The organism is Pseudomonas sp. NPDC089406, assembly GCF_044900265.1.
Classification (GTDB): domain Bacteria; phylum Pseudomonadota; class Gammaproteobacteria; order Pseudomonadales; family Pseudomonadaceae; genus Aquipseudomonas; species Aquipseudomonas fakonensis.
The window spans coordinates 75,847-100,047 of sequence record NZ_JBJDNC010000007.1 but is presented as its reverse complement, the minus strand read 5'-3'; the positions used below and the strand labels follow the sequence as shown (position 1 = coordinate 100,047).

Genomic DNA, 24,201 nt, shown 5'->3' with positions numbered 1-24,201 from the left:
GGTTTTTTGCATCGCAATCAGCAGCGCCGATCAGGACGGGAACAGTTCGCTGAGCTTCATCGACAGCATCATGTCGCCTTCGACGCGCAGCTTGCCGCCCATGAAGGCCTGCATGCCGTCGGTCTCGCCGCTGACGATGCCTTTGAGGGTTTCGCTGTCCATCACCAGGGTGCAGTTGGCGTCTGGGTTCTCACCTTCCTGCAGGTCGCAGGTGCCGTCCTTGACGATCAGCGCGTACTGCTTGCCTTCGTCGGTGATGTTGAAGCCGAACACCAGGTCCAGGCCGGCGGCAGCGGCTGGGTTGAACTTCTCTTGCATCTTCTTCACGGCATCAGCTACGGAGGTCATGGCGCATTCCTTATAGAGTGATATTCGCGTCCCACAGGGACAAAACAGGCCGGGCTCATCGATAGGTGATGAGCTCCGGCGCCCTCAACAACTGCACATGGGCTTGGCTGTTGAAGGAAGCCAGGGCCACGTCGCGGCCACGGAACTTCAAATGGCTGAGCGACGTGTTGATGATCTGCCAGTTCAGGGCGAAGGCCTGGGCCGGCGTAATTGCGGTGGTGAGGTGGAGCAGGGCGGCGATGGTGCCACCGGAGGTGAACAGGGCGATGTCGTCGCCGCTGGCGGCACTTGCCAGCAAGCGTTGCAGGCCGGTGCCAACCCGGCCGGTGAAGGCTTGCCAGGTTTCCAGGTGGGCGTCGTCGGCATGCTCGCCGGCGTGCCAGCGCTGCACCATCAGCGCGAACAGGCGCTGGAATTCGCTGCGGTGCTGGGCACCGTTGCGCAATATATGCAGGGCTTCGGGCTCGTCCGGCAGCAGGCCAGGTAGCAGGGCACGGATCACGCCGTCGGCGTCGAACTCGTTGAATGCAGGGTCGGTCTCTATGGCAGGTACGTCGACGCCTTGCTCGTTCATGGCGTGCAGCGCCAGGCGGGCGGTATCCTGCTGGCGGCGCAGGGTACCGGCCAGGCAACGGTCGAAACGCAGGCCGAGCCGGGCCAGGTGTTCACCCAGTGCCACGCTCTGGCGTTCGCCTACGGGCGACAGCACGTCGTAGTTGTCGGCACCGAAGGAGGCTTGGCCATGTCGGATCAGGTAGAGGTTGCCCACGGTAAGGTCCGGCCCGGTTGGAGTTGCTGCGAGGGTAGGATGCCCCAGGCAGGCTGTCAACGAAAAAACATACAAGCGTTTGAAAAGCTTGTTTGAACTGTGTTGCCGGCGTTTTCCCTGGCTGGCAGAGGGGTTTGCGCATCGGTATGCTTGGCTACGTTTCGCGCCCGAGGGGCGCTGGTCTATCAAGGAGTCAATGTGGAGTTTCTTGCCGAATACGCAAGCTTTCTCGCCAAAACCGCCACCCTGGTGATCGCCATCCTGGTGGTGCTGTCGGCCATCGCCGGCCTTCGTGGCAACCGCCGGCGCAAACCGGGCGGGCAGTTGCAGGTCACCCGGCTGAACGAGTTCTATAAAGAGCTGCGCGAACGCCTGGAGTCGGGCCTGTTCGACAAGGCCGAGCTCAAGGCCCTGCGCAAGCAGCAGGCAAAGGCAGAAAAGCAGAAGAAGAAAAAGCCCGAAGAGAAGGGCCGGGTGTTCGTGCTCGACTTCGACGGCGACATCAAGGCCTCGGCCACCGAAAGCCTGCGTAACGAAATCACCGCGCTGCTCACCCTCGCCACCCCCCGCGACGAAGTGGTACTGCGCCTCGAAAGCGGCGGTGGCATGGTACACAGCTACGGCCTGGCCGCCTCGCAGCTGGCGCGCATCCGCGAAGCCGGCATCCCGCTGACCATCTGCATCGACAAGGTCGCTGCCAGCGGCGGCTACATGATGGCCTGCATCGGCGAGAAAATCGTCAGCGCGCCGTTCGCCGTGCTCGGCTCCATCGGCGTGGTGGCGCAGATACCCAACGTCAACCGCCTGCTGAAAAAGCACGACATCGACTTTGAGGTGATCACCGCCGGCGAGTACAAGCGCACCCTGACCGTGTTCGGCGAAAACACTGAAAAGGGCCGGGAGAAGTTCCAGGAAGACCTGGACATCACTCATCAGCTGTTCAAGGACTTCGTCGCCCGCTACCGCCCGCAGTTGCATATCGACGAGGTGGCCACCGGCGAAGTCTGGCTGGGCGTTGCCGCACTCAACCGCCAACTGGTGGACGAGTTGGGCACCAGCGACGAGTACTTGAGCCGCCGCGCCCGCGACGCCAGCCTGTTCCACCTGCGCTACGCCGAACGCAAGAGCCTGCAGGAGCGCATTGGCGTCGCCGCCAGCGGCGCGGTGGAGAACACCTTGGTGGGTTTGTGGAGCAAACTCGGGCGGTTGCGCTAACACCTTGAACCCCTTGAAGATTTTTTTCTTGAAGGGGGTTGCAAGGTGCATCGAATGCCGACATAATGGCGTCCATCGAAACGCAGCTAGCTTGAAAAAGCCCAGCGGTTTCAAGGAGATAGCGAAAGCTGACTCCGAACTTTGAGGCCGAGTAGCAAAGTGGTTATGCTCCGGATTGCAAATCCGTCTACGCCGGTTCGATTCCGACCTCGGCCTCCACTATTCGAAAGCCCCGCAGATCTAGGTCTGCGGGGTTTTTATTTGTGCGCCAGAAAACCCGATCATTTCCGCCTTAACCGGGATCATTTCCGCATCGGCGGTATACTTGGTCGGGCTGACGACCTCGTCAACGCGCCGGTAACCCACTTTGTGATCTCCTCTTTCGAGTGCCCCAGGAGCCTGCTGGCGTGACTGAGGTCTTCGATCTCCGATGCGGCCTTAGGCTTTGTAAGAAAAGTGCCTGCGCGACGATCATGCTGCGTTGAAAACAGGCTGGTGCGCCAGCCCGGTCGGAATGCTCATTTACAACCCGTAAAGTCGAGCGCGACTCCGGTCGAACGCGACCCCGGCCGTTCCTCGCCTGTTTTCGCCTTGCCTGATCGCCGCTCGGCGACTTTTCGTACAAACCCTAGGTCGGATATCTTGAAACTGAAACTGCCCAGCCGTGATTGGCCGGGAGCCACGCTTTGGCAGACGATGTTGGAGTGGGCGTAATCTGGTAAAATCCGCTGTTTTGGGAGGGATGCCATGCAACTGTTTCACGAGCACAAATACTTAATTATATCTTTATGGGGCTGGTGCGCAGTCATCACTGCGAAAACTGCTGCAGAGAAGTCTCGAAATGTATATGCGTGGTTTGTAATAGGTCTTTGCCTTCCAGTTGTCGGCATGATATTGGTTGAAGTTCTCCCAAAGCTGGAATCTAAGACTGCAGATGATAGCCAGAGCGCTACCGTTGAAATGGGGGAATCATCAACTCACCGGAAATGCCCATTCTGCGCCGAGGCAATCAGGAAGGAGGCCGTAAAGTGCAGGTATTGTCAGTCTTCCGTTGAGCCAGTTGCTGCGGAATAAAAAGCAATGTAGAAACATCCACGAATGCAGGTTTTTCTTGTGCCTGCGGATTGTCCCGTGGCCCCGCTTTGGGATCAAACCGGGGCACCGAAGGAAAAGGCGTGTCACGAATAACCCCGACAAGCCCCGCGTCATGGCTACCTATGAACAACGCCTTTCAGCTTATGCGCTTGCCGTAATCGTCGACGATAACGCGTGGTGACATGTGTTCGCGTCAGTCAGATCGGCTTATTTCCCGGAGGGAGCAGGCCGCGCAGGGCGCTGTTTCAAACGAGCAATTAAGTCGGGTGCCGTTTTGGACGTATCGAGCCTGTCGATATCATCAAGATAGATGTCTATCGTATTTCCTTATTTAGGCACGATGTCTATACACCTTTTGAAACCCTTGTCGGTCTACCGGTCTAACCTCATGAAGAGGTCGCCGTCGGCGTAACTGCCCGAGCGGAGATATACCAAAAAGCCAAAGGAAGGATGGGCGTGCGAACAAGCATCCAGCGACCCTATCGGATCGTGGTTTTATTGGCAGTAATTGGAACCCTCTGCCCCATGCATGCGGCGGTACCGCAAGCACTTCATCCATGATCATCTTGGCGGTGACTCCACCGTTGGGATGCTGTTAACAGAGGGGCGCACCAATGCGACAGGACTACTCGATTGGCTGCTGCCTGGCACGCGGCACCCCAACGGCCAGTTATCCCTGCAGTGGATGCATTGGCTAAAAACAGACAAAAGAAAACCCGCCAACAAGCGCTGGCGGGTTGAACAGAACGTATCGAAGCCAGGCCAGTCTGCCTTCACCAATGTCAGAATTTCGTGAAATCCCCCGGCGCTGGCCCCTCAATAACCGTTACTGAATTTTTCATTGATCTTGCGTTTCTCGATGGTGTACTGCTGCGCCGTGATGGCTTCGCCGAGCAGTTGGCCGTCCAAGTCGTCCATCTTGCTCTTCTTCAGGCGTGAGACGTGGGCGCGGCTGGCCTGGTAGTTGAGCGATTCTGCAGCGTTGTAGCCGCTGACCGGGTCCCACAGGATCGAAATGGGCCACAGCAGCAGGTTGACCACGCCATACCCGTACGCCCGACCATAGAACGATCCGCCACCTGGCAGCAGGCCAAAGGCAGCGGCGCCACCGGGGCTCTTCTCTTCGACGGCCATGTTCTGCGCGCGGTAGTAACCCAGCTCCTGCTCTTGTACGGAGTTCAACCCGGTGGCGCACCCGGTGGTCAGGGCGATCAGGCAGGCGCAAAAAGGTGGCGCATCAAGGGCATTGTAATTCCTTGGTTTTCAATGGTTTGCCCCGCGCTCCGGGGCGGGCGACGGCATCCTGCAGCAAATGATGGCCACGTGCCTCACTGTTGTTGTCGGCAAATGTACGGCGGCGGTGGCCACGCCCGCAGGCGTGGCCTGTTAGCGTTACTGGTGGCTCAGCTCAAGCTGGCTGATCACGCACACCGACCCCTCATCAGCCGGTGTGGTCTCGCTGTAGTCCACCTGGTTGTACACCCCGCCATGGAAGTTGAACGTACGCGCATTCCAGCTGGCGGCCATTTGCAGCGGCCCGGAGCCTGCCGTGCGGCCGTTGCAGGTGGCGGTGACTGTCGCGACGCCTGCAGAAGTGGTCTCGATGGTAATGTCGAACGGCGTGCCCAGCGGTACTTCAGCCAGCACGTTGGCGCTGAGCGGGGTCACCTGGTTGAAGTCCTGGCGAAAGCCCAGGGTGATCTTGCCGTTGTTCCAGAACACCTTGATCACCGGGCTGTCGTCGTCCTTCACGTGCATCTGTGAAATCACCACTTTTTTCGCGGCGTTGACCTTTTCCAGCAGCATGCGCTGGTGGTTGCGGTGGCGAGCGGCGCTGCCGAGCGCCCAGTACACGGCCTCCTTCCATTCGCAGCGGGTGCGGTGGGTGCTTTTGCTCGAGGCGCCTTTGGTCGGGGCGCTCAGCCGTACCGAGCCGTCACTCAGGCGGCTCACCACATTGCTGAGGGTGGCCAGCGCCTGGGCGCCGGTGACTTCCAGGGCCACGGGGTTGGTCGGCGATTTCGGCACCGGGGTGGTGATGATGAGGTTGTCTATATTCACAGCCATTTCGCTTTCTCCTTGAAGAAAAAACAGGTCCTGCACCTGTGCGATCCAAGCAAGCGGGAGCAAAGTTCAAGGCAATGGATGAGGGGCAAAAAAAAGCCCGCCAGGGGAGGGCGGGCAAAGGACGTATTGAAGGGAGAGCCTCAAGGCTGCGCCTTGTCGGTTAAGTGAGGGTTAACGCCGCTGGCCATTGACCGGCGGCGCGCATGGGCCTATACAGGCACGCCTGTACAAGCGGAGCCTGTGATGCACGACGAAGACGACCTGCACGAACCCGAGCACGATCACCTGCTCGACCCTGAATTTCATGACGGCTACGACCCCGAAGCCGACGCCTACGGCGCACTGGACGAGGTCGAGGAAGACGAAGAACTGCAGGATGATTTCGACGAAGACGACGATCACCCGGCCTGGCACGACGACTGCGACGATTGACGCCGCAGTCGCCCATCCTGCGTCAGCCTTTGTCGAGGGAGAAACGCCCAGGCCCGGAAACGGCCAGGGCCAGTAGCCCGCCGATAATGCTGAGGTTTTTCAGAAACTGGGTCATGTTGGCGCTGCGCTCAGGGTCGACCATGCTCCAGAACGGGTGGCCGATCAGCGCGGTGCCCAGCACGAACAGGGCGAACAGCAGCGCCAGCGGCCGGGTGTAGAACCCCAGGATCAGCAAGATGCCGACCACGAATTCCATGATCACCGCCACTGCGGCGGCCAGGGTTGGCACGGGCGCGCCGAGGGAGGTCATGTAACCGACCGTGCCCTCGAAGCCGGTCAGCTTGCCCCAGCCGGCAAGCACGAACAAAATCATCAGCAGAACACGGGCGAGCAGCAGGACGATGTCGCGTTGCCCTTCGAGCAGTGCATGGCGCATGGTGGCGCTCCGGTGGACGGTGACACTGTCCACTCTAGCAGCTGGGTGGCGGATTTCCGGCGGGCACGAAAAAGGCGCCGCAAGGGCGCCTTCAACGACAATAATTTGGTGCGAGTGGCGGGACTCGAACCCGCAAGGCTCACGCCGACAGATTTTAAGTCTGCTGTGTATACCAATTCCACCACACTCGCACGTTTGACCGCCCAGGCTTCGATATCAGAAGGCCTTTGCAATCAAGCGCGCTTTATAACCTATTGATATACAAGCGTCAATCAGCCAGCCGCATCAGGGTGTGATGGTGCCGGCCAGCTCGCGCATGTTGCCGGCCGAGTCGCGCAGCCCCTGGGCGTGTTCATCGAGCACGGGCGCGTCGGCTTTGTGGATGGAGTGGCGCAGGTAGCGGGCGTGCCCATCGAGGGCTTCGGACAATAGGTCGAGGTCGCTGGCGGTGCGCAGCAGGTCGGTCTGCAGCCCTTGCATGCGGGGGTTCGATGGCATGGGACGTCCTTGTGGTGGGCGGTGCCGGCCCACTATAGGGAAAATGTACGCGGGCGACCATGCCCTGAGCTGTCGATAGTCACGGTGCCGCCAGCACTTTATGACTACGCTCAGTATGTCCTTTTGCGGTGCTTGTGGAGCTCCCATGGTTTCAGCGGACCGCCCCGCCCATTCCGTCATGCCTGAAACGCGCTATGAACAGCTGGTTCAGGCCGTGGTGGACTACGCCATCTACATGCTCGACCCCACCGGCCACGTGGTGTCGTGGAACGCCGGTGCCCAGCGCATCAAGGGTTACCGCGCCGACGAGGTGATTGGCCGGCACTTTTCGCTGTTCTTCACCGAGCAGGATTGCGCCGACGGCCGCCCGGCCTGGCTGTTGCGCCAGGCGCTGGAGCAGGGCGTGGCCCAGGACGAAGGCTGGCGGGTGCGCAAGGATGGCACGCAGTTCTGGGCTTTGGCGGCGCTGGATGTGATTCGCGACGAGCAGGGCCAGGTGATCGGCCTGGCCAAGATTACCCGCGATATCACCGACCGGCGCGAGTCGGCGTTGCAGCTCGATGCCATGCGCGCGCAGCTGTTCCAGGCGCAAAAGCTCGAAGCACTGGGGCAACTGACCGGGGGCCTTGCCCATGACTTCAACAACCTGCTGACCATCATCCTCAGCTCGGCCCGGTTGGCGGCCACCAGCCAGGACCCGGCACGTACCCAGCGCCTGCTCGAGCACATCCTCGATGCCGGCCAGCGGGGCACCGAGCTGACCCAGCAACTGCTCAGCTTCGCCCGCCACCGGCAACTGACCGAGGCGCGCATTGCCCCGGCGGCGGTGGTCGAGGCTACCCGCAGCCTGCTGGAGCATGCCTTGCCCCGGGATATCGAGCTGCTTGAAAGCGTCCAGCCTGGCTTGCCGATGATCGAGGTCGACGCCGGGCAACTGCAGATGGTGTTGCTCAACCTGATGTTCAACGCCCGTGATGCCATCCCCGAGCAGGGGCAGATCCGCCTGTGGGTGGAGCAGGTACAGCTGGCCGGCGAAGTTGAAGGTTTGCATGGCGATTTCGTGCGTTTTGCCGTGCATGACAATGGCCAGGGCATCGACCCGCTGGTGCTGCCGCGCATCTTCGAACCCTTTTTCACCACCAAGGCCTTCGGTAAAGGCACGGGCTTGGGCCTGAGCCAGGTGTACGGTTTCGCCAAGCAAAGCAACGGCGCCATCTGCGTCAGCAGCCAGCCAGGGGAGGGTACCTGCATGAGCCTCTACCTGCCGGCCTGCCTCGATGCCAACCCGACTGACGGATAGATTGCCATGGTTGAACAACTCAAGCGCCTGCGCACCGGCATCCACGGGCTCGATGCCCTGCTCAAGGGCGGCCTGGTGGTGGGGGCGTCCTATATCGTCCAGGGCCACCCGGGCTCGGGCAAGACCATCCTTGCCAACCAGTTGGCCTGCAACCACGCGCGCGAGGGCGGGCGGGTGCTGGTGGCGACCTTGCTCAGCGAATCCCACGAGCGTTTGTTCCAGTACCTGTCGACCTTGAGCTTTTTCGACCGCCAGCAGGTGGGCGATACCATCCAGTTCGTCAGTGCCTTCGACACCCTCGAACAGGACGGCTTGGATGCCGTGGTACGCCTGTTGCGTCAGGAGATCGCCCGGCATCAGGCCTCATTATTGATCGTCGACGGTTTGCTCAACGCGCGCACCCGCGCGACCACCAGCCTGGACACCAAGAAGTTCGTGTCCGAATTGCAGGGGCACGCCGCTTTTGCCGGCTGCACGGTGATGCTGCTGACCAGTGCCCGGCTGGAGGAGGGCAGCCCCGAACACACCATGGTCGACGGGGTGATCGAGCTCAGCGAACACCTGGTCGGCAACACCGCCGTACGCCATGTGCAACTGCGCAAGACCCGCGGCAGTGCTGCGCTGTCGGGGCGCCACGAATGCCTGATCGGTGAGGATGGCCTGCAGGTGTTTCCACGCCTGGAGTCGCTGTACAGCCACCCCAGCCAACCTGGCGGGCAGACCCTCGACAAGGTCGGCACTGGGGTGCCCGACCTCGACCGCATGCTCGGTGGCGGCCTGGCCCAAGGCTCGGTCAGCCTGCTGATGGGGCCTTCCGGGGTTGGTAAGACCGCACTGGGCATCGCTTTTCTGGCAGCCTCCAGCCGGGAGTCTCGGGGGCTGCATTTTGGCTTCTACGAAACCCCGGCGCGGCTGCGGCTGAAGGCGCAGGCCCTGGGGTTGGGCCTGGGTGAGCTGGAGAGTAGCGGCGCCGTGCAATTGTGCTGGCAGCCCACCACCGAAGGCTTGCTCGACCAGGTGGGCGCACGTTTGCTGGAGCAGGTGCAGGCCTCGGGAGCCAAGCGCGTGGTCATCGACAGCCTGGGAGCCTTTGGCCGGCTGGCGCTCGACCCGCCACGCCTGAATGCGTTTTTCCGCGCCCTGACCGGCGAGTTGCGGGCGCGGGATGTGACCGTGCTGCTGACCTGGGAAATGCGCGATATTTTCGGCGCCGAGATCACCGCGCCGGCGCCAGACCTGTCGAGCATCGTCGACAACCTGGTTCTGCTGCGCCTGGCCGAGCTTGAGGCACGCCTGCACCGGGTGCTGTCGATCGTCAAGGTGCGCGACAGCGACCACGATCCGTCCCTGCAGGCGCTTAACCTGAGCGCCCAGGGCATCACCCTCAGGCCAGCTTTCGAGGGTACCGCCGGGGTGCTCAGCGGGACGGCGGTTCCCAACGGGGACCGCTGACGGGACAGGGCCATGAACACCATCCTGATCGTCGATGACGAGTACCTGATTGCCGACATCCTCGGCTTTGCCCTGGAAGATGAAGGTTATCTGGTGGAGAAGGCCAGCAACGGGCGCAAGGCGCTGGATGCCCTGCAGGAAAAGCATGTGGACCTGGTGATCACCGACTACATGATGCCGGTGCTCAATGGCGAGGAGCTGGCGCGGGCAATACGTGACGAGCCGCAGCTCGAGCATCTGCCGGTGATTCTCATGAGTGGCGCACAGGCGAACCAGGCGAGCCCCGGGCTGTTCACTGCCGCGTTCGACAAGCCGTTCGACATGGACAGGATGATCGCCAAGGTGCGCGAATTGCTGGGCACCTGAGGTTCAGGAGGCTCCCCGCGTGGGCGGGCATTCGATCAGGCGCGTCCGTGCGGCTCGATGCGTTGGCTGTCAGTTTACTGGTCGTGCTTTTCAGGTGCCGGGCTGCCCGCCTGGATACGCTTGAAAATCTCTTCACGGTGCACCTGGACATCTTTCGGTGCATCGATACCGATCCTCACTTGCATCCCCTTGACGCCCAGAATGGTGACCTTGATGTCATCGTTGATGACGATGCTTTCGCCAACCTTGCGGGTGAGTATCAGCATGTAGTTCTCCTTGGTGATGTAGAAAACCGCGAGGCCTTTGCCCTGCGGTGGGAGCCTGTCCCTCTTCCTTCTCATTAAAGACGCTTTCGGCGGTTAGTAATTCCCCGGCAGACAAATTCTGTTGCGTGTCTTCTTTTGCAGGTGCCAATGAAAGTCGCAGTGATTCATTGGCGAAGGTGCTCGGTGGCAAGGATAGGGGGAATGGCCGGATATGGGAAATTTCCTTGCGTGATGGGGTAAATAGCGTGCGTCAATCAACGTTAGGGCGCCAGTGCCTGTAAGAATCGAAGCAGCGCCACCTCGTCCGCCTCCAGCCCCTTGCGTTGCCGGGCACGCGGCAGCGCTGTCAGGCGCCCGAGGTGAAAGTGCTCCAGCACGGCGGGGTGGATGTAGCAGCGTCGGCACACGGCCGGGGTATTGCCCAGCCGTGCGGCCACCTGGCGCACGATGCCCGCAGCCTGGCGCCGGGCCTCGCTGTCCGGCTCCCAGGCCAGCGGCCGCAGCAGGCTCAGCGCCAGGCTGCTGCCGGCCCAGGTGCGATAGTCCTTGGCGGTGAAGTCGGCACCGGTCAGTTGCTGGAGGAACTGGTTGACCTCGGTGGAGCCGATGCTGTGGCGCTGGCCGTCGGCATCCAGGTACTGAAACAGCGCCTGGCCGGGCAGCTCCATGCAGCGCTTGAGCAACGCCGCCAGGCGCCGGTCGCGCAGGGTGACATCGTGCTCCACACCGCGCTTGCCGCGGAACTGAAAGCGGATGGTACTGCCCTGCACCTTGACGTGGCGGTTGTTCAGGGTGGTCAGGCCGTAGGAGCGGTTGTCGCGCAGGTAGCGGCGGTTGCCGATGCGGATCAGGGTGCTGTCGAGCAGGCTGATCACCAGAGCCATGACTTTTTCCCGGTCAAGGCCCGGGCGCGCCAAGTGTGTTTCCAGCTGCCTGCGCAGGCCCGGCAGCGCTCGGGCGAAGGCCAGCATGCGCCCGTACTTGTGGCCATCGCGCAGTTCGCGCCACTGCGCGTGGTAGCGGTACTGCTTGCGCCCGCGGGCATCGCGGCCGGTGGCCTGCAGATGGCCCTGCGGGTCAGCGCAGATCCACACCTCGGTATAGGCCGGCGGGATCACCAGCGCGGCGATGCGCGCCAGGGTATCGGCGTCGCGGATGCGCGCGCCCTCGGCATCGAAATAGTGAAAACGGTCACGCCAGCGGCGGCGACTGAGGCCGGGCAGGGTGTCGTCTACATAATGCAGGCTGGCAGGCAGCGGGCAGTCGCTCATCGGCGCAGTCCATCGGGTGGCTCTGCTCAATGGACAACGCCTGCTGCCTGGTTGCTCAGCCCAGCAGCGCCACCGACTTGATCTGCGCCCACAGCGCCTGGCCGGGCCGCACCCCGAGCTGCTCTGCCGAGTAGCGGGTGATGCGTGCCAGCAGCGCACTGCCGCTGGCCTCCAGGCTCACCAGCACGTGGGCCGGGTTGTCGGCGGCGCGGCACTCGCGCACCCGCACCGGCAGGCGGTTGAGGATGCTCGAGGCGCTGTCGGCGGCCAGCGCCAGGCTGACGTCGCGGGCCTGCACCTTGAGCCGCAGGGTGCTGCCCACGTGCAGATCGGGGTGGGCGATGCGCAGCAACGGGCCTTCACCACCGGGCAGGCGCAGCTCGAACAGCCCGTAATGCGGGTCGTGCCCGACCACCACGCCTTCGAGCACTACGCCGGCGTCCTCGCCCTGGGCCAGCGACAGGTCCAGGCGCGCCAGGGTCTGGCTGATCGGGCCGCTGGCCACGGCCTTGCCGTGCTCCAGCAACACCAGGTGGTCGGCCAGCCGCGCCACTTCATCCTGCGAGTGGCTGACGTACACCAGCGGGATGTCCAGCTCGTCGTGCAGGCGCTCCAGGTACGGCAGGATTTCGCGTTTGCGCGCGCTGTCCAGCGCGGCCAATGGCTCGTCCATCAGCAGCAGCCGCGGGCTGCTGAGCAAGGCCCGGGCGATGCCCACCCGCTGTGCTTCACCGCCGGACAAGGTGGCCGGCTTGCGTTCGAGCAGGTGGCCGATGCCCAGCAGCTGGCAGGCCTGGTCCTGGCTGATCTTGCGTTCGTTGGGCGCAATGCGCCGCCAGCCGAACTCCAGGTTGCCGCGCACCGACAGGTGCGGGAACAGGCTGGCTTCCTGGAACACGTAGCCCACCGGGCGCTTGTGCGGGGCGATGAACAGGCCGTTGGCGCTGTCTTCCCAGACTTCGCCGTTGACCTCGATGTAGGCGCTGGCAGCGCGCTCGAGCCCGGCCAGGCAGCGCAGGCAGGAGGTCTTGCCGGAGCCGGAGTGGCCGAACAAGGCGCTGATGCCGCGCCCGGGCAACTGCAAGTCGACGTCCAGGGTGAAGTCGTCGCGCGCCAGTTTCAGCCGCGCCTGTATCGATGCACTCATTTCAGCTCCAGCCAGCCTTGCCACGGCGGCCAGCGTAGAGCATCAGCAGCACCAGGAAGGAGAACACCAGCATTGCCCCGGCCAGCCAGTGGGCCTGGGCATATTCCATGGCCTCGACGTGATCGAAGATCTGTACCGAGACCACGCGTGTCTTGTCGGGGATGTTGCCACCGATCATCAGCACCACGCCGAACTCGCCCACGGTGTGGGCAAAGCCGAGGATGCTGGCGGTGATGAAACCGGGCCGGGCCAGCGGCAGCACCACGTGGACGAAGGTGTCCCAGGGGCTGGCGCGCAGGGTGGCCGCCACTTCCAGCGGGCGCTGGCCGATGGCACCGAAGGCATTTTGCAGCGGTTGCACCACGAAGGGCATGGAATACACCACCGAGCCGATCACCAGCCCCGTGAAGCTGAACACTACCGTGCCCAAACCCAGCGCCTGCAGCCCCTGGCCGATCCAGCCATGGGGCCCCAGGGCCAGCAGCAGGTAAAAGCCGATCACCGTCGGTGGCAGCACCAGGGGCAGGGCCACCACCGCACCGATCGGCCCGCGCAGCCAGGAGCGGGTACGCGCCAGCCACCAGGCGATGGGCGTGCCCACCACCAGCAGAATGGCGGTGGTAAGGCTGGCCAGTTTGATGGTCAGCCAGACCGCACCCAGGTCACTGGCATCCAGCGGCATCAGATTTCATAACCGTACGACTTGATCACCGCAGCGGCTTTCGGGCCTTTGAGGTATTCGACCAGGGCTTTTGCGGCAGGGTTATCCTTGCCTTTGTTGAGGATGACGGCGTCCTGGCGGATCGGGTCGTGCAGGCTGGACGGTACGATCCATGCCGAACCTTCGCTGACCTTGCCGTCCTTGTAGATCTGCGACAGGGCGACGAAGCCCAGTTCGGCATTACCGGTGGAGACGAACTGGAAGGCCTGGGTGATGTTCTGCCCTTCGACGATCTTGGCCTTGGTGGCCTCGGTCAGCTTCAGCTTGTCCAGCACCTGGGTAGCGGCCAGGCCGTAGGGGGCAGCTTTCGGGTTGGCGATGGACAGGTGCTTGAATTCGTTCTTCTTCAGCACGTCGCCTTTGGCGTCAACGTAGCCAGGCTTGGCCGACCACAGGGCCAGGGTGCCGATGGCGTAGGTGAAGCGCGAACCTGCAACGATCTCTTTTTCCTGCTCAAGCTTGGCCGGGGTAGTGTCGTCGGCAGCCAGGAACACTTCGAACGGCGCGCCGTTCTTGATCTGTGCGTAGAACTGGCCGGTGGCGCCATAGGCGGCGACCAGCTTGTGGCCGGTATCCTTCTCGAAGTCCTTGGCGATGGCCTGGATGGGCGCGGTGAAGTTGGCGGCTACCGCGACCTGTACTTCATCGGCCCAGGCGCTGTTGAGGGAGATCAGGCTGGCCAGGGCAGTGGCGGCCAGGTGGGACAGGCGAATACGCATGAAGCAGGCTCCTTGGGGGCGGGTTATCGTTATGTATCTGAATATATAGCGATAAGCCATCCGTCGGGAAGGGGAGAATGCTTGATTGCCGGCAAGCCGGCCCTTACACGGCCCCTGTAGGAGCCGGCTTGCCGGCGATGAGGCCAGCGGCCATCTCAGCAATCTCCCGGGTCAACTCCCCAGCCCCCATCTGCCGCCCCAGCCGCAACCCCTGGCCAGCCCACATATTGCTGAACTCACTGTTACCCTGCGGCTCGCTGATCGCCCGCAACGGCATCAGCGCGCCGCCGGCCAAAGGGAAGCGCGGCGCCAGCGGGCTCATCGGCCCCAGCTCGCGCATGATGCGGTTGTTGATGCCACGGGCCGGGCGGCCGGTGAACAGGTTGGTCAATGCGGTATCGCTGGCCGGCGCACTGTCCAGCGCCCGGCGGTGGGCCGGCGATACCTTGGCCTCGGGGCAGAACAGGTAGGCGGTGCCGATCTGCACCGCCGAGGCGCCCAGGGCCAGCGCAGCGCGCAGCCCGCGATGGTCACCGATGCCGCCTGCGGCGATTACCGGCAGGCCCACGGCGTCGGCGATCTGCGGCACGAGGGCGAAGGTGCCGACCTGGCTGGTGATGTCGTCACTCAGGAACATGCCGCGATGGCCACCGGCCTCCAGGCCCATGGCGATGATCGCATCACAGCCGTGTTGCTCCAGCCACAGCGCCTCTTCCACCGTGGTGGCACTGGACAGCACCTTGGCGCCGCTGGCCTTGACCCGTTGCAGTAAGCCAGCCTCGGGCAGGCCGAAGTGGAAGCTGACCACCTCCGGGCGCAGTTCTTCCACCAGCCGGCAGGCCTGCTCGTCGAACGGCGCGCGGTTGGACACCGGCGTCGGCGCCTGGTAGTCGGCGCCGAGTTCGTCGTAGTAGGGCTTGAGCGCCTGCTTCCAGCGCGCATCGCGCTCAGGCTCCGGGGCCGGGGGCTGGTGGCAGAAGAAGTTCAGGTTCAGCGGGCCCTGGCAGGCGCTGCGAAAGGCCGCGATCTCGCTGCGCAGTTGCGCTTCGCTGAGCATGGCGCAGGGCAGGGCGCCCAGGCCGCCGGCGTTGCCGACGGCAATCGCCATGGCCGAGCCGCTGGCGCCGGCCATGGGCGCCTGGAGGATGGGCAACTCGATGTTCAGCAGGTCGAGGATGCGGCGGTCTTGCCAGGTGATCATGGGCGACTCCTTGAGTGCGGCGGGTGTTTACAGCGCTTTGCTGACCTGGATGTCGCTGATCTTCTCGGCGTCTTCGCCGTGGATCTTGCGCAGGGCCTCCTGGGCCTGTTCCAGCGATGCGTCGGGCATCAGCGCGAAATCCCAGCGGCGCTGGCCGTCGAGCTTGTATTTGATAACGTACTTGGTGGTCTGGGTCATGCAGGTTTCATCCGAGTTTCGACGACGAGCGACGAATGATCTTGATCTTGTAGGTGGAGGCGGGCTTGCGGGTCACCGAAATCGGCCGTGTGGTCACGGTGTCGATGGTGATGTTCCAGAAGCCGGTGCTGGGCACGTTGATCTTCGCCGGCAGTTTGTCGAAGTGGCCGCCGTGGTAGGTGTGGCGGCCGCCGTTCTTGAAGCTGCGGAAGTTGGCGTCGTTCATCAGGCGGATATTGCAGCGCTGGGAACCCTCGACGACGACGATGTCGTCTTCGTTCAGATGCTCGCGCTGGTGTACGAATTTCATGGGGTGCTCCGCAAGGATTGGTTCAGCAAACAGGAAAGATATCACGATGTGAGGGTACACTTGCGCCCCGGCTGGCCCGGGCGATGAGATTTCTGCCACATCGGGGAGCAAATCCGCCCAGCTGTGGTCAGAGCATGAATTTGAAGTGGGAGAGCGTTTGCATGAAATGGCTGGTGATGGGTTTTGCCTTGATGGTGGGTGGCTGCTCGAGTGTGGCGGACCTTGAGCAGACCCATGAAACCCTGGATGTGATGTCGGGCAAGACGCCGCGCGAGTACGCCGACTGCGTCAAGCAGCGCCTGCACGGCAGCCGTGATGCGTTGCAGGAAGAACAGCACGGCGATGACCTGCGCCTGATCGTGCCGCAGAAGCTGACTCCCAATGCCGGCCCTGCGGCGCTGCTGGACATCGACAAGCGCGGCAGCGGCAGCGCGATCAAGGTGCACGAGCGGTTGAGCAACTTCCCGCTGCGCCTGGGCGATGTGCGCGAAGCTGCGACGGCTTGTATCTCTGGTAGTTGATCCAGCTCAGTAAATGCGTGAATAGCGGGGGTTCCGCCCTTTTCCTTACCGGCGGCAGGTTGTCGCACGCCGGCGATGGGGCCTAGTATTCATTGGCTTATGCCGTTTGAGTCTAAGCTTATAACAAGGAAAAGGAACCTCCGTGATGAACCCATTGAGTCGCGTCGCGATCGGCAGCCTGCTGATCCTGGCCGGGCCGTTGGCGCATGCCGCCGATGGCCAGGCGATCTTCAACCGGGGTGGCCAGAACCCCGCTGCAATGGCCTGCATGGGCTGCCACGGGGCGGATGGCAAAGGTATCGCCGCCGCCGGCTTCCCTCGCCTGGCCGGGTTGCCGGCCGGTTACCTGGCCAAGCAATTGCGTGATTTTCGCCAGGGCAGCCGCAAGCAGGCGGTGATGGAGCCCTTGGCCAAGGCGCTGGATGAGGCGGAAATCGACGCTGTCAGCCGCTACCTTGCACAAATGCCGGCAGACCCGGCACCCGACCTGCGCCGCCAGCAGATAGCCACAGACCCGCTGACCCGCCTGGCGCTGTATGGCGACTGGGGCCGGCAACTGCCCGGTTGCGTGCAGTGCCACGGGCCGGGCGGCAGTGGCGTCGGCGAGCACTTCCCGCCCCTGGCCGGGCAGCCGGCGGCCTACCTGGCGGCGCAACTCAAGGCCTGGCGCATGGGTACCCGCAGCAACGACCCCAACCAGTTGATGGTCAACGTCGCCAAGGCGCTCAGCGACAGCGAGGTCGACGCATTGGCCGGCTACTTCGCCCAGCCCGCTCACCAGGAGGCCAGGCCATGAAAGCACTGTTGCCACTCTCGTTGCTGTTCATGGCCAGCGCCCAGGCCACACCCATTGCCATGCCGGACCAGTCGCAGCTCAAGGTGCCGGGCGTTGGTAGCGCGCCGCAGTTTGTACCGCCAGCGGAAAGCACGATCCCCGACAATGCCTTCGGCAAGCTGGTCCGTGAGGGCCACGCGTTGTTCGTCGATACCCGGCGGCTGATGCCGGAGGCCGTGGGCAATGGCATGAACTGCAGCAACTGCCACCTCGATCAGGGGCGCATGGCCCATTCAGCGCCGCTGTGGGGCGCGTACCCGATGTATCCGGCCTATCGCAAGAAAAACGACAAGGTCAACACCTTCGCCGAGCGCATCCAGGGTTGTTTCCAGTTCAGCATGAACGGCAAGCCGCCTGCCGCCGACAGCCCGCAGATGACGGCATTGAGCGTCTATGCCTATTGGCTCTCGACCCAGGCGCCGACCGCGGTGGAACTGGCCGGGCGCGGCTACCCCGAAGTGCCGCAGCCGGCGCAAGGCTACGACTTCAAGCGTGGCCAGCAGGTGTACGCCGAGCAGTGCGCGATCTGCCACGGGGCCAATGGCGAAGGCCAGAAGGTGGCCGGCGAGTACGTGATGCCGCCGCTGTGGGGCAATGACTCGTACAACTGGGGCGCGGGCATGCACCGGATCAACACGGCGGCCTCGTTCATCAAGTACAACATGCCGCTGGGCCGGCCCGGCAGCCTGAGCGACCAGCAGGCGTGGGATGTGGCGGCCTGGGTCAACCGCCACGAGCGCCCGCAGGACCCGCGCCTGGTGGAAGGTTCGGTGGAAAAGACCCGCTTGAAGTTCCACGCCAATGACGGCGTCAACCTGTACGGGCAAAAGGTCGATGGCGTACTGATCGGGCAGGGCAGCACCCGCTGAAACTGCGTCGGCCGGCGCGCTTATGTGGCGCGCCGGCCGGCGTTACTCAGAGGCGCGAAGGGTTGCCCTGAAGCAGCCACTGCCGGCTGTTGCTGGCCATGTCCTGGGCAAAGCTCGAGATGCCCTTGAGCTTGCGCGAGCGTGCATCGCGCTCCAGCAGGGTATCGATCAGGTTGCGCTGGTCTTGCGCCTTGCGCTCGCTGTCGGCGGTGGTCTTGTCGGACTTCAGGTCACCCTTCACGTACTCCTGCACCCGCTCGCTCTGGCTGGCCTCGCGGGTGGTGCTGGCGGCCTGCAGGGCGCCGTCGACGATGCTGGTGCGGGTGCTGCTGCTGGCCTGGTCGTTTACCTGGTAGTAGCGGTAGTTCTGGGTTTTGTTGTCGCGGGTCAGCAGCAGATCCACCCTTGGGTCCAGGCTGGTGTGCCAGGCAGCCTTCAGGCTTGACTGCTGGTCCTGCTGCACCGAGAAGTTGTTGCCCTTGCCGACTTTGCTGGTGCTCTGCGAAACGCTGTAGTCGAAGTGGTCCACTTCATTCTGGCGGATCGGGTTGGGGGCGTCGGTGGTCTGGCTGATCGATGCCTTGAAGTCGGCCAGGCCGCTCAGCAACGAACGGCTCAGGGTGTTCATCTTCCAGTCGTGGTTGGCCGGGCGGGTGCTGTCGTCATCCACGCTGTTGAGCTGGCGGAAGGCATCCTTGAACAGGGTGTTCAACTGCTTGTCACCCTGGCCCCGTTGCCGGGCCGCGTCGAACTGGGTGAGGTAGTTGTTCAGCGCCGCTGAGCGTTGCGCCTGGTTACCCAGCAGCGCGCCATCCTGGCTGTCGAGTTCGAGTTTTACCTGGCCGTCTGGGCCTTGCAGGCTCAGGCTGCGCTGGCTGCCGTCCAGGCGCAGGTCGAAGGTTTGCTGCTCACCGCTGGCAAGCTTCAGGCTGGCATTCATCTGCACGCCGCTGAACAGGCTCTGGTCGACCTGCAGCAGGCCGTCGAGCTTCAGGCTCGGGGTGTCCTGGGCGAGGCCGTCAACGGCCTGCTGGAAGCCGTCCGCAATTTTTGCCAGCGCCTTGAGTTCTGCTGCATTCAGCTCGCCGTTGGCGACCGAGGCGTCCACGGCCAGGCCTTGCTCGTCGCTGTACAGGCCGATGCTGACGGTGGCGCCAGAGGCGGTGGTGAGGTTGAGGGTGATGCTGTTGCTGGCGTGCTCGCGCAGGTGGGCCCGTTGCAGCTCGAGTGCGCCTGGGGTGGTTGCGCTGCTGTCGCTCACCACCAGAGCCGATTGCGAAACCCGCTGGCCACCGTTGGCGGCCAGTTGTTCGATCAGCGAGGCGCCCAGGCCCTGGAAGCGTGCGCCGATGCTGGTGCCGGTGACGCTGCCGTACATCTTCATGCTCAGCTTGTCGAGGGCGTTTTCGTTCTGCCAGGCATAGCGCACGGCTGGGGTGCGCAGGGACGAATAGGTGTCGGCATCGGTGATGCGGGTGTCCTGGCCGAGCGTGACCTGGGTGGCGGGGGTGTCGGTGACGGTTGCGGCCTGGTTCACGCTGGCGGCCAGCGTTGCGGTGGCGGCCTGCTGGGGCACGATCCGTAAACCGGAGATGGCAGAGATCATCATCGCTGTCCTTGCGCAGTAATGAATACAGCAATGATATCGGCGTGCCAGCCATTAACTTGAGCTGCAGGTCAAGCGGGGCGTGCAGGTGCCCCGCTTGAGCTGCCCGGGTCATCAGGCCGTACGCGCGATCACCCGGCTGCTGCCCAGGGAACCTGCGACGAACTGTTCCAGCGTGCCGGCGAAACTGCCCCATTGCGCCACCGCCTGGTCGAGGGCCAGGTTTGTGCGCAGGTAGTCGAGGCTACCCAGCTCGGCCGGCGGGTGGGCAGCGATGGCCTGCAACTGGGCGACCATCGCTTGCCAGGCCGTGGCCAGGGTCTCGATGGCGCTGGCCATGTTGCCGACCGCAGCTGCCACCGTTTGGTTGGCGGCGCTCAGTTGCAACCGCTCGGACTGGTACTGCTCGCTGCGGGCGCGGGCCTGGGCCTGGCTGAAGGCATGCAGGGCCGGGCCAGGGTTGTCTGCGGGGGTGGGTTCGCTCTGGACGCTAGCCGGTTGCCAGCGGGCCTGGCTGGCCTGGGCGCTGGCCTGTGCACTGTGTAGCGGGTGGCCGAAGGCGCTGGCTTGGGCCGTCAGTGCCTGGGCCTCGGCGAGCAGGCCGTCCGCGCCGGCCAGCACTTGCCTGACCCAGCCGCCGCGCTCGCTGGCGCTGCTGCCGGGGGCCATGCTGAACAGGTCCGGCAGGTGCTGCAGGGTCAGGTTGAAGCGCCGGGCGGCTTTTAGCACGCGCACCGCCAGCCAGACGAAATGGCCGTACAGGTCCGCCGGGGGTGTGGGCTGGGTGAGGTAGCCGGGGTCCAGGCGCAGGGCGGCCTGCAACTGCTCCGGGCCACCGGCCTGGTGGGCGGCCATCGGTGCAGCGTCAGTGGTGGCCAGGCGGGCAAGCGCTGCGTGCAGTTGCGGCCACTGGGTCAGCGCGCCGCGGCAGATGCCGGGGACGTTCATGGCATCGGGCATGCACAGGCTTGCGCTGGCGCCTGGCGGGGTGGAGGTGGTCGGGTTCATCGCGATCATCCTTGGCAGAGGGCGGTGGGTCAGGCTTGCAGTTGGCTGTCGGCCTGTTGCACGAAATGGTTCCAGGTGCTGCCGGCGATGTTCAGGTGCATCTGCCTCAGCGGGCTGGCGGGTTCGAAGGTGCGGGCGAGGTCCAGTTGCTGGCCGACCAGCTGGCTGTCCGCCTGCAGGCCCAGGAACACTCCGGCCACCGCGTCGCCGGCCTGCAGGGCGTTGACTTCGCGGGCGTTCACCGCATCGAAGCCAGGCTGCATCCTGGCGAACTTGGCCCCCACGTCGCTGAGCATGCCATTGATGGTGTTGCGCACATCCCCGGCGCCACAGGCGATCTTGCCGATCAGGTCGTTTTCCAGGTTGATGGCGCTCTGTTGGATGTAGGCTTTGCAGCTGTTGACGTAGTCGGCCAGGCCCGAGGTGGCCGGTTGCGCCCACGAAAGGAACGACGCCAGGTTGCCCAAGGCCTGGTTGGCCTGCCCAAGGTTGCTTGCCAGCAGGTTGCTCAGGGCGGTGAAGGCTTGAGCCAGCTGGGCTTGCTGCTCGGGTGTCTGCTGGCCGCTGGCGGCGATGGCCGCATCGATGCTGGCAATCAGCGCCAGTTGCTCCTGCAACTGGCGAGCATTGCCGGGCAGGGCGCCTTCGAGCCACTGCCGGGTCGGTTGAAAGGCCGTGGCATAGGGGGCGGCGAGGTTCATGCCGTTCACCTGCGAGGCCAGGTTGGCGTTGGTCGGGCGGTAGTCGGCCCACCAGCTCCAGGTCTGCTCGCGAAAACCGCAGTCGTAACTGCATGAGCCGTTGTTTTGATAGCGGCCCAAAGGGTTCTGGTTGATCAAACCGACGGCATCGTTGCAGGTGCTGGCGAGTGCGGCCATGGCGGCGAGGGCGTTGGCCTGGGCGCCGCCGACGGCATCGGCGGTGCAGCAGGAAGGGCGGTAGTCAGCGGCTGGTCGGCGCTCGCTGGTGGTACTGAACTGGCTGGTGCCTGGCGGGCAGGCGAAGTCGAGTGCTTGCATGGTGATGTTCCAGGTTGGCGTGCAACGCCTGGGCGTTGCACGCGTGGTGGGCAGGTTCAGGCGCGGTAGGCGATGACCAGCTTGACCCGCAGGCGGCTGGCGGTGCTCGGGTCGCCGCTGCCTGGCGCCAGGTTGAGCGTCCACTGGGTGTAGGGCGTCGGCGTCATGTACACCGCGGCGTCGATTGCCCAGGGGCTGTACACGCGCTGGTCGGCCACGGCGTAGGCGTAGTTGCCGCTGAGCCGCTTGGTGACGAAGGTGTAGGCGTCTTGCGTGGACAGGCCGTTCTGGTAGGTGCCCGAGGTAGTGACGCTGGCGATCACGTTGCCCTTGCTGTTGGGGGTGATGCCGTCAAGGAAGAACGCCGCTTCGCGAATCCAGATGGCGCACTGGCCGCGGTTGGGCAGCACGCCGTCCAGCTGGGCGCTGCCCAGCGGCAGGCTGAAGGCCAGGTTCCAGCTGCCGTCGGCGGCCTGGTCGAGCAGTGCGGTGTCGGAGGCGCCGGCGCTGGCGCCTTCGGCGAGGATGGCGTAGTCCAGCTCAATGTGCGCATTGGTGCTGGGCAGTTGCACGGTATCGCCGCCTGGCGCGTTGCCCAGCGCCGCCGCCACCCAGTCGGCCACGCCCGCCAGCGCGGCTTGCAGGGCCGCGGCGTCCATGTCCAGGTGCAGGTTGCGCGGCGGGGACTGGAAGTTGAGGTAGAAGTAGGAGGCGGCGTAATAGCTCCAGGCCTGGTACAGGGCGCGCTTGATCGCCTGTTGCCGGCCCAGCACCAATGCCTTGAGCGCTGCCAGCCGTTGCACGTCGGAGCTGGCACCAGCCTCGGTTGCCTGCCAGCGCGCCTCCACGTCCCGGGCGGCCTTGATCTGCGCGATCACCACGGTGGCCTGCACCAGTTGCGCCACGTAGGCGACGAACTTGCCGCCGATGGCCTTGCCGTAGCTGGCGAGGATTTTCAGGCTGGCCAGGTAGGTGTCGGAGGCCGGCAGGGCGCCGCCGCCGATATCCCGCTGCAGCGAGGTGATGTTGGCCTCGGCCGCAGCCAGGTAGTTGTCCCAGTCGGTCACCGGGTCCAGGGTGATGGCGGCCAGGTCGGTGGGCAGCACACCGCCGCTTTGCTGGGCGATGGCCTGGGCCCAGAGCAGGCTGCCATCGAGCACGGTGTTCATCATCGCGGCCTGGTTCTGCAGCAGCTCTACCGCCGCCTGCGACAGGTTGTCGGGGTTGGCACCCTGGCCGCTTTCGATGACTTCGACCAGCGACTTGATCGCCTTGACCCCGTGCTCCACCGCATCCTTCACCGCCGTTGCGTCGCCGGCTTCGAGCTTGGCCGCGTCGAATGCCAGGCTCAGCACGTTCATGGCCAGGCCCAGTTCGGCCGCCAGCTGGTCCTTGATGGTCTGCAGGGCAATCTGGTTTTTCAGCACGCCCAGCGCGGTGTTGGCCCGTTGCGTCTGCAGGGTGAAGTCGCTGCGCAACTGGCGAATGTCATCCAGCAGTGCGGCGGTGTTGAGGTTGATGTTGTCCAGTTGCGTCTGCAGCGGGGCGATCTCGTCGTTGGCTGTGCCCTGCAAGGTGGCGCTGACCGTGGCGATGGCCTGGGCGATGTCGCCTTGGGTGTCGAGGGTCGCCAGTTGGCCTTCGTAGTTGCGGATGATGCCCAGGGCGGCGTCCATCTGCTGCGAGTACCAGGCCGAGGACAGCACGGGGACGAAGGTCGCGCCGTCGGCGACGTTCAGGGTGACCAGCAGAGCGGCAGCCTGGCTGTACAGCTGGCCGTAGTCGCTGGGCAGTTGCTGCTGGTTGACCAGCCCGGCGCTGCTGGCGACCACCCAGGCCAGCATCGCTTTGGCGGTGGCACTGGCAAGCGGGTTGTCGCGCTCGTCCATCAGCCAGGCGGCGGCACTGAAGCTTGAGTACAGGCTGTTGACGTTCCACGAGTAGCCCAGCAGGGTGCTCAGCCGGCTGCCTTGGTCGGGCGCCAGGGCGCTGAGGGGCTCGTTGCGGTTGGCAAGGTAAGTGGTGGCCAGCAGCGGGCCGGTGCTGGTGGGCGGGCTGACCGTGGTGTCCTGGCCACTGGCGGCCAGGCAGAAGCTGCCGGCGCCGACATCGCCTACCAGCACCTGGGCGACGATGCTGCCATCAGCCCCGGGCTGGATGCGCAGCGGCTGGTCGCCCAGGGCGCTGGCGTCCAGCTCGCGGACCACCAGCAGCAGGCCGCTGGTGTTTACCTGCGGAACATCCAGCACCAGGGTGTCGGCGAAAATCGCCAGGCTGTGCAGGCCACTGGCTGGCTGGTTCTTGAGGATTGCCGAAAGGCTGGTCTTGAGGCCGCACCAGGTCAGGTCGACCAGGCCGCTGACCGGGTCGGTGACGCTGGCGAGGCTGGTGAAGGGGGCTGCCTGTTGCGCAAGTGCCGGCCAGTCGAGCGCGCTGTTGCTCGGGAGGGTCGCCATGGGGGTTCTCCATGATTGAAACGATGGGTACGGCGAAGGGGCCGGGCGCCAGGGCGCCCGGCTGCGGGCAGGCGCT

General features: G+C 64.3%; 26 protein-coding genes, 2 tRNA genes and 1 pseudogene. 9 read left to right on the top strand and 20 right to left on the bottom strand.

Annotated features, from left to right (window positions below; genetic code table 11):
* Positions 1–30 precede the first annotated feature (30 nt).
* Together ACI2KK_RS07240 and ACI2KK_RS07235 are read right to left on the bottom strand one after the other, a co-directional pair.
* Positions 31–348, bottom strand: coding sequence for an SCP2 sterol-binding domain-containing protein (locus ACI2KK_RS07240; protein WP_217843022.1), 318 nt, complete (start codon positions 346–348; stop codon positions 31–33).
* 55 nt (positions 349–403) lie between these two features.
* Positions 404–1,117: a histidine phosphatase family protein gene (locus tag ACI2KK_RS07235; RefSeq protein WP_404668422.1), complete on the bottom strand. Its 714-nt coding sequence runs from the start codon at positions 1,115–1,117 to the stop codon at positions 404–406.
* 198 nt (positions 1,118–1,315) lie between these two features.
* Here ACI2KK_RS07235 and sohB point away from each other — a divergent pair, with 198 nt between their 5' ends.
* Both sohB and ACI2KK_RS07225 read left to right on the top strand, forming a co-directional pair.
* Positions 1,316–2,332, top strand: coding sequence for a protease SohB (gene sohB, locus ACI2KK_RS07230; RefSeq protein WP_404668421.1), 1,017 nt, complete (start codon positions 1,316–1,318; stop codon positions 2,330–2,332).
* A gap of 145 nt (positions 2,333–2,477) precedes the next feature.
* Positions 2,478–2,551 (top strand) — tRNA-Cys (locus tag ACI2KK_RS07225).
* Between the two features lie 105 nt (positions 2,552–2,656).
* Here ACI2KK_RS07225 and ACI2KK_RS07220 read toward each other — a convergent pair.
* The 3 genes and pseudogenes from ACI2KK_RS07220 to ACI2KK_RS07210 form a co-directional block, all read right to left on the bottom strand.
* A pseudogene (locus ACI2KK_RS07220) lies at positions 2,657–2,778 on the bottom strand (integrase); the annotation flags it as partial.
* Positions 2,779–4,243: 1,465 nt separating this feature from the next.
* Complete coding sequence (locus ACI2KK_RS07215) at positions 4,244–4,609, bottom strand: hypothetical protein (protein WP_404668420.1); 366 nt, start codon at positions 4,607–4,609, stop codon at positions 4,244–4,246.
* 210 nt (positions 4,610–4,819) lie between these two features.
* Positions 4,820–5,494 (bottom strand): polysaccharide lyase family 7 protein, encoded by a 675-nt coding sequence (locus ACI2KK_RS07210; RefSeq protein ID WP_404668419.1) that lies wholly within the window; start codon positions 5,492–5,494, stop codon positions 4,820–4,822.
* A 243-nt stretch (positions 5,495–5,737) separates the two neighbouring features.
* On the opposite strand from ACI2KK_RS07210, the gene ACI2KK_RS07205 reads away from it, so the two are divergent.
* A complete protein-coding gene (locus ACI2KK_RS07205; protein WP_404668418.1) occupies positions 5,738–5,926 on the top strand; it encodes a hypothetical protein in 189 nt (62 codons plus the stop codon).
* A gap of 22 nt (positions 5,927–5,948) precedes the next feature.
* Here the strand turns inward: ACI2KK_RS07205 and ACI2KK_RS07200 are convergent, their stop codons facing one another.
* From ACI2KK_RS07200 to ACI2KK_RS07190, 3 genes are all read right to left on the bottom strand, one after another.
* Positions 5,949–6,362, bottom strand: coding sequence for a DoxX family protein (locus tag ACI2KK_RS07200; protein WP_404668417.1), 414 nt, complete (start codon positions 6,360–6,362; stop codon positions 5,949–5,951).
* A 106-nt stretch (positions 6,363–6,468) separates the two neighbouring features.
* Positions 6,469–6,553: transfer RNA gene (locus ACI2KK_RS07195), tRNA-Leu, on the bottom strand.
* Positions 6,554–6,647: 94 nt separating this feature from the next.
* A complete protein-coding gene (locus tag ACI2KK_RS07190) occupies positions 6,648–6,860 on the bottom strand; it encodes a hypothetical protein (RefSeq protein ID WP_404668416.1) in 213 nt (70 codons plus the stop codon).
* A gap of 145 nt (positions 6,861–7,005) precedes the next feature.
* Between ACI2KK_RS07190 and ACI2KK_RS07185 the strand changes: the two genes are divergently transcribed.
* From ACI2KK_RS07185 to ACI2KK_RS07175, 3 genes are read left to right on the top strand one after another with little or no spacing between them, the layout of a single operon-like run.
* Complete coding sequence (locus tag ACI2KK_RS07185; RefSeq protein ID WP_404668415.1) at positions 7,006–8,160, top strand: nitrogen regulation protein NR(II); 1,155 nt, start codon at positions 7,006–7,008, stop codon at positions 8,158–8,160.
* Positions 8,161–8,166: 6 nt separating this feature from the next.
* Positions 8,167–9,612 carry an ATPase domain-containing protein gene (locus tag ACI2KK_RS07180; protein WP_404668414.1) on the top strand — a complete coding sequence of 482 codons (1,446 nt, stop codon included), beginning with the start codon at positions 8,167–8,169 and terminating at the stop codon, positions 9,610–9,612.
* A 12-nt stretch (positions 9,613–9,624) separates the two neighbouring features.
* Positions 9,625–9,978 (top strand): response regulator, encoded by a 354-nt coding sequence (locus ACI2KK_RS07175; protein WP_404668413.1) that lies wholly within the window; start codon positions 9,625–9,627, stop codon positions 9,976–9,978.
* Between the two features lie 74 nt (positions 9,979–10,052).
* Here the strand turns inward: ACI2KK_RS07175 and csrA are convergent, their stop codons facing one another.
* The 8 genes from csrA to ACI2KK_RS07135 all read right to left on the bottom strand — a co-directional run bounded on the left by csrA (position 10,053) and on the right by ACI2KK_RS07135 (position 15,811).
* Positions 10,053–10,244: a carbon storage regulator CsrA gene (gene csrA, locus ACI2KK_RS07170; RefSeq protein WP_217843036.1), complete on the bottom strand. Its 192-nt coding sequence runs from the start codon at positions 10,242–10,244 to the stop codon at positions 10,053–10,055.
* A gap of 260 nt (positions 10,245–10,504) precedes the next feature.
* Positions 10,505–11,515 carry a DNA topoisomerase IB gene (locus ACI2KK_RS07165; RefSeq protein WP_404668412.1) on the bottom strand — a complete coding sequence of 337 codons (1,011 nt, stop codon included), beginning with the start codon at positions 11,513–11,515 and terminating at the stop codon, positions 10,505–10,507.
* Positions 11,516–11,570: 55 nt separating this feature from the next.
* Positions 11,571–12,662: a molybdenum ABC transporter ATP-binding protein gene (gene modC, locus ACI2KK_RS07160; protein ID WP_404668411.1), complete on the bottom strand. Its 1,092-nt coding sequence runs from the start codon at positions 12,660–12,662 to the stop codon at positions 11,571–11,573.
* A gap of 1 nt (position 12,663) precedes the next feature.
* Entirely contained in the window at positions 12,664–13,344 is a 681-nt protein-coding gene (gene modB / locus ACI2KK_RS07155) for a molybdate ABC transporter permease subunit (protein ID WP_217884604.1), read from the bottom strand.
* Positions 13,344–14,102 carry a molybdate ABC transporter substrate-binding protein gene (gene modA / locus ACI2KK_RS07150; protein ID WP_369990955.1) on the bottom strand — a complete coding sequence of 253 codons (759 nt, stop codon included), beginning with the start codon at positions 14,100–14,102 and terminating at the stop codon, positions 13,344–13,346. The genes modB and modA overlap by 1 nt, the downstream gene beginning before the upstream one ends.
* Before the next feature lie 103 nt (positions 14,103–14,205).
* Positions 14,206–15,303 carry an NAD(P)H-dependent flavin oxidoreductase gene (locus tag ACI2KK_RS07145; protein ID WP_404668410.1) on the bottom strand — a complete coding sequence of 366 codons (1,098 nt, stop codon included), beginning with the start codon at positions 15,301–15,303 and terminating at the stop codon, positions 14,206–14,208.
* Between the two features lie 27 nt (positions 15,304–15,330).
* Entirely contained in the window at positions 15,331–15,501 is a 171-nt protein-coding gene (locus ACI2KK_RS07140; protein ID WP_217843042.1) for a hypothetical protein, read from the bottom strand.
* 7 nt (positions 15,502–15,508) lie between these two features.
* Positions 15,509–15,811 carry a DUF1883 domain-containing protein gene (locus ACI2KK_RS07135; protein WP_217884608.1) on the bottom strand — a complete coding sequence of 101 codons (303 nt, stop codon included), beginning with the start codon at positions 15,809–15,811 and terminating at the stop codon, positions 15,509–15,511.
* A gap of 161 nt (positions 15,812–15,972) precedes the next feature.
* Here ACI2KK_RS07135 and ACI2KK_RS07130 point away from each other — a divergent pair, with 161 nt between their 5' ends.
* The 3 genes from ACI2KK_RS07130 (at position 15,973) to ACI2KK_RS07120 (ending at position 18,036) form a co-directional block, all read left to right on the top strand.
* Positions 15,973–16,332, top strand: coding sequence for a hypothetical protein (locus ACI2KK_RS07130; protein WP_404668409.1), 360 nt, complete (start codon positions 15,973–15,975; stop codon positions 16,330–16,332).
* A gap of 145 nt (positions 16,333–16,477) precedes the next feature.
* Positions 16,478–17,128 (top strand): c-type cytochrome, encoded by a 651-nt coding sequence (locus ACI2KK_RS07125; protein WP_404668408.1) that lies wholly within the window; start codon positions 16,478–16,480, stop codon positions 17,126–17,128.
* Complete coding sequence (locus tag ACI2KK_RS07120; protein WP_404668407.1) at positions 17,125–18,036, top strand: c-type cytochrome; 912 nt, start codon at positions 17,125–17,127, stop codon at positions 18,034–18,036. The genes ACI2KK_RS07125 and ACI2KK_RS07120 overlap by 4 nt, the downstream gene beginning before the upstream one ends.
* 46 nt (positions 18,037–18,082) lie before the next feature.
* On the opposite strand, the gene ACI2KK_RS07115 is transcribed toward ACI2KK_RS07120, so the two are convergent.
* The 4 genes from ACI2KK_RS07115 to ACI2KK_RS07100 form a co-directional block, all read right to left on the bottom strand.
* On the bottom strand, positions 18,083–19,642 hold the full coding sequence (locus ACI2KK_RS07115; protein ID WP_404668406.1) for a hypothetical protein: 1,560 nt from the start codon (positions 19,640–19,642) through the stop codon (positions 18,083–18,085).
* Positions 19,643–19,756: 114 nt separating this feature from the next.
* On the bottom strand, positions 19,757–20,650 hold the full coding sequence (locus tag ACI2KK_RS07110) for a hypothetical protein (protein WP_404668405.1): 894 nt from the start codon (positions 20,648–20,650) through the stop codon (positions 19,757–19,759).
* Between the two features lie 29 nt (positions 20,651–20,679).
* Positions 20,680–21,669, bottom strand: coding sequence for a hypothetical protein (locus ACI2KK_RS07105; RefSeq protein WP_404668404.1), 990 nt, complete (start codon positions 21,667–21,669; stop codon positions 20,680–20,682).
* Positions 21,670–21,725: 56 nt separating this feature from the next.
* Positions 21,726–24,125, bottom strand: coding sequence for a hypothetical protein (locus ACI2KK_RS07100; protein ID WP_404668403.1), 2,400 nt, complete (start codon positions 24,123–24,125; stop codon positions 21,726–21,728).
* Positions 24,126–24,201 lie beyond the last annotated feature (76 nt).

Excerpts from the sequence above, each read along its gene's own strand:
- modB (WP_217884604.1), bottom strand. The coding sequence starts at position 13,344 with ATGCCGCTGGATGCCAGTGACCTGGGTGCGGTCTGGCTGACCATCAAA.
- ACI2KK_RS07185 (WP_404668415.1), top strand. The coding sequence starts at position 7,006 with ATGGTTTCAGCGGACCGCCCCGCCCATTCCGTCATGCCTGAAACGCGC.
- ACI2KK_RS07180 (WP_404668414.1), top strand. The coding sequence starts at position 8,167 with ATGGTTGAACAACTCAAGCGCCTGCGCACCGGCATCCACGGGCTCGAT.
- ACI2KK_RS07200 (WP_404668417.1), bottom strand. The coding sequence starts at position 6,362 with ATGCGCCATGCACTGCTCGAAGGGCAACGCGACATCGTCCTGCTGCTC.
- csrA (WP_217843036.1), bottom strand. The coding sequence starts at position 10,244 with ATGCTGATACTCACCCGCAAGGTTGGCGAAAGCATCGTCATCAACGAT.
- ACI2KK_RS07135 (WP_217884608.1), bottom strand. The coding sequence starts at position 15,811 with ATGAAATTCGTACACCAGCGCGAGCATCTGAACGAAGACGACATCGTC.
- ACI2KK_RS07105 (WP_404668404.1), bottom strand. The coding sequence starts at position 21,669 with ATGCAAGCACTCGACTTCGCCTGCCCGCCAGGCACCAGCCAGTTCAGT.
- ACI2KK_RS07125 (WP_404668408.1), top strand. The coding sequence starts at position 16,478 with ATGAACCCATTGAGTCGCGTCGCGATCGGCAGCCTGCTGATCCTGGCC.
- ACI2KK_RS07190 (WP_404668416.1), bottom strand. The coding sequence starts at position 6,860 with ATGCCATCGAACCCCCGCATGCAAGGGCTGCAGACCGACCTGCTGCGC.
- ACI2KK_RS07100 (WP_404668403.1), bottom strand. The coding sequence starts at position 24,125 with ATGGCGACCCTCCCGAGCAACAGCGCGCTCGACTGGCCGGCACTTGCG.
- ACI2KK_RS07110 (WP_404668405.1), bottom strand. The coding sequence starts at position 20,650 with ATGAACCCGACCACCTCCACCCCGCCAGGCGCCAGCGCAAGCCTGTGC.
- ACI2KK_RS07205 (WP_404668418.1), top strand. The coding sequence starts at position 5,738 with ATGCACGACGAAGACGACCTGCACGAACCCGAGCACGATCACCTGCTC.
- ACI2KK_RS07175 (WP_404668413.1), top strand. The coding sequence starts at position 9,625 with ATGAACACCATCCTGATCGTCGATGACGAGTACCTGATTGCCGACATC.
- modA (WP_369990955.1), bottom strand. The coding sequence starts at position 14,102 with ATGCGTATTCGCCTGTCCCACCTGGCCGCCACTGCCCTGGCCAGCCTG.
- ACI2KK_RS07130 (WP_404668409.1), top strand. The coding sequence starts at position 15,973 with ATGAAATGGCTGGTGATGGGTTTTGCCTTGATGGTGGGTGGCTGCTCG.
- ACI2KK_RS07210 (WP_404668419.1), bottom strand. The coding sequence starts at position 5,494 with ATGGCTGTGAATATAGACAACCTCATCATCACCACCCCGGTGCCGAAA.
- ACI2KK_RS07115 (WP_404668406.1), bottom strand. The coding sequence starts at position 19,642 with ATGATCTCTGCCATCTCCGGTTTACGGATCGTGCCCCAGCAGGCCGCC.
- ACI2KK_RS07240 (WP_217843022.1), bottom strand. The coding sequence starts at position 348 with ATGACCTCCGTAGCTGATGCCGTGAAGAAGATGCAAGAGAAGTTCAAC.
- modC (WP_404668411.1), bottom strand. The coding sequence starts at position 12,662 with ATGAGTGCATCGATACAGGCGCGGCTGAAACTGGCGCGCGACGACTTC.
- ACI2KK_RS07145 (WP_404668410.1), bottom strand. The coding sequence starts at position 15,303 with ATGATCACCTGGCAAGACCGCCGCATCCTCGACCTGCTGAACATCGAG.
- ACI2KK_RS07140 (WP_217843042.1), bottom strand. The coding sequence starts at position 15,501 with ATGACCCAGACCACCAAGTACGTTATCAAATACAAGCTCGACGGCCAG.
- ACI2KK_RS07120 (WP_404668407.1), top strand. The coding sequence starts at position 17,125 with ATGAAAGCACTGTTGCCACTCTCGTTGCTGTTCATGGCCAGCGCCCAG.
- ACI2KK_RS07165 (WP_404668412.1), bottom strand. The coding sequence starts at position 11,515 with ATGAGCGACTGCCCGCTGCCTGCCAGCCTGCATTATGTAGACGACACC.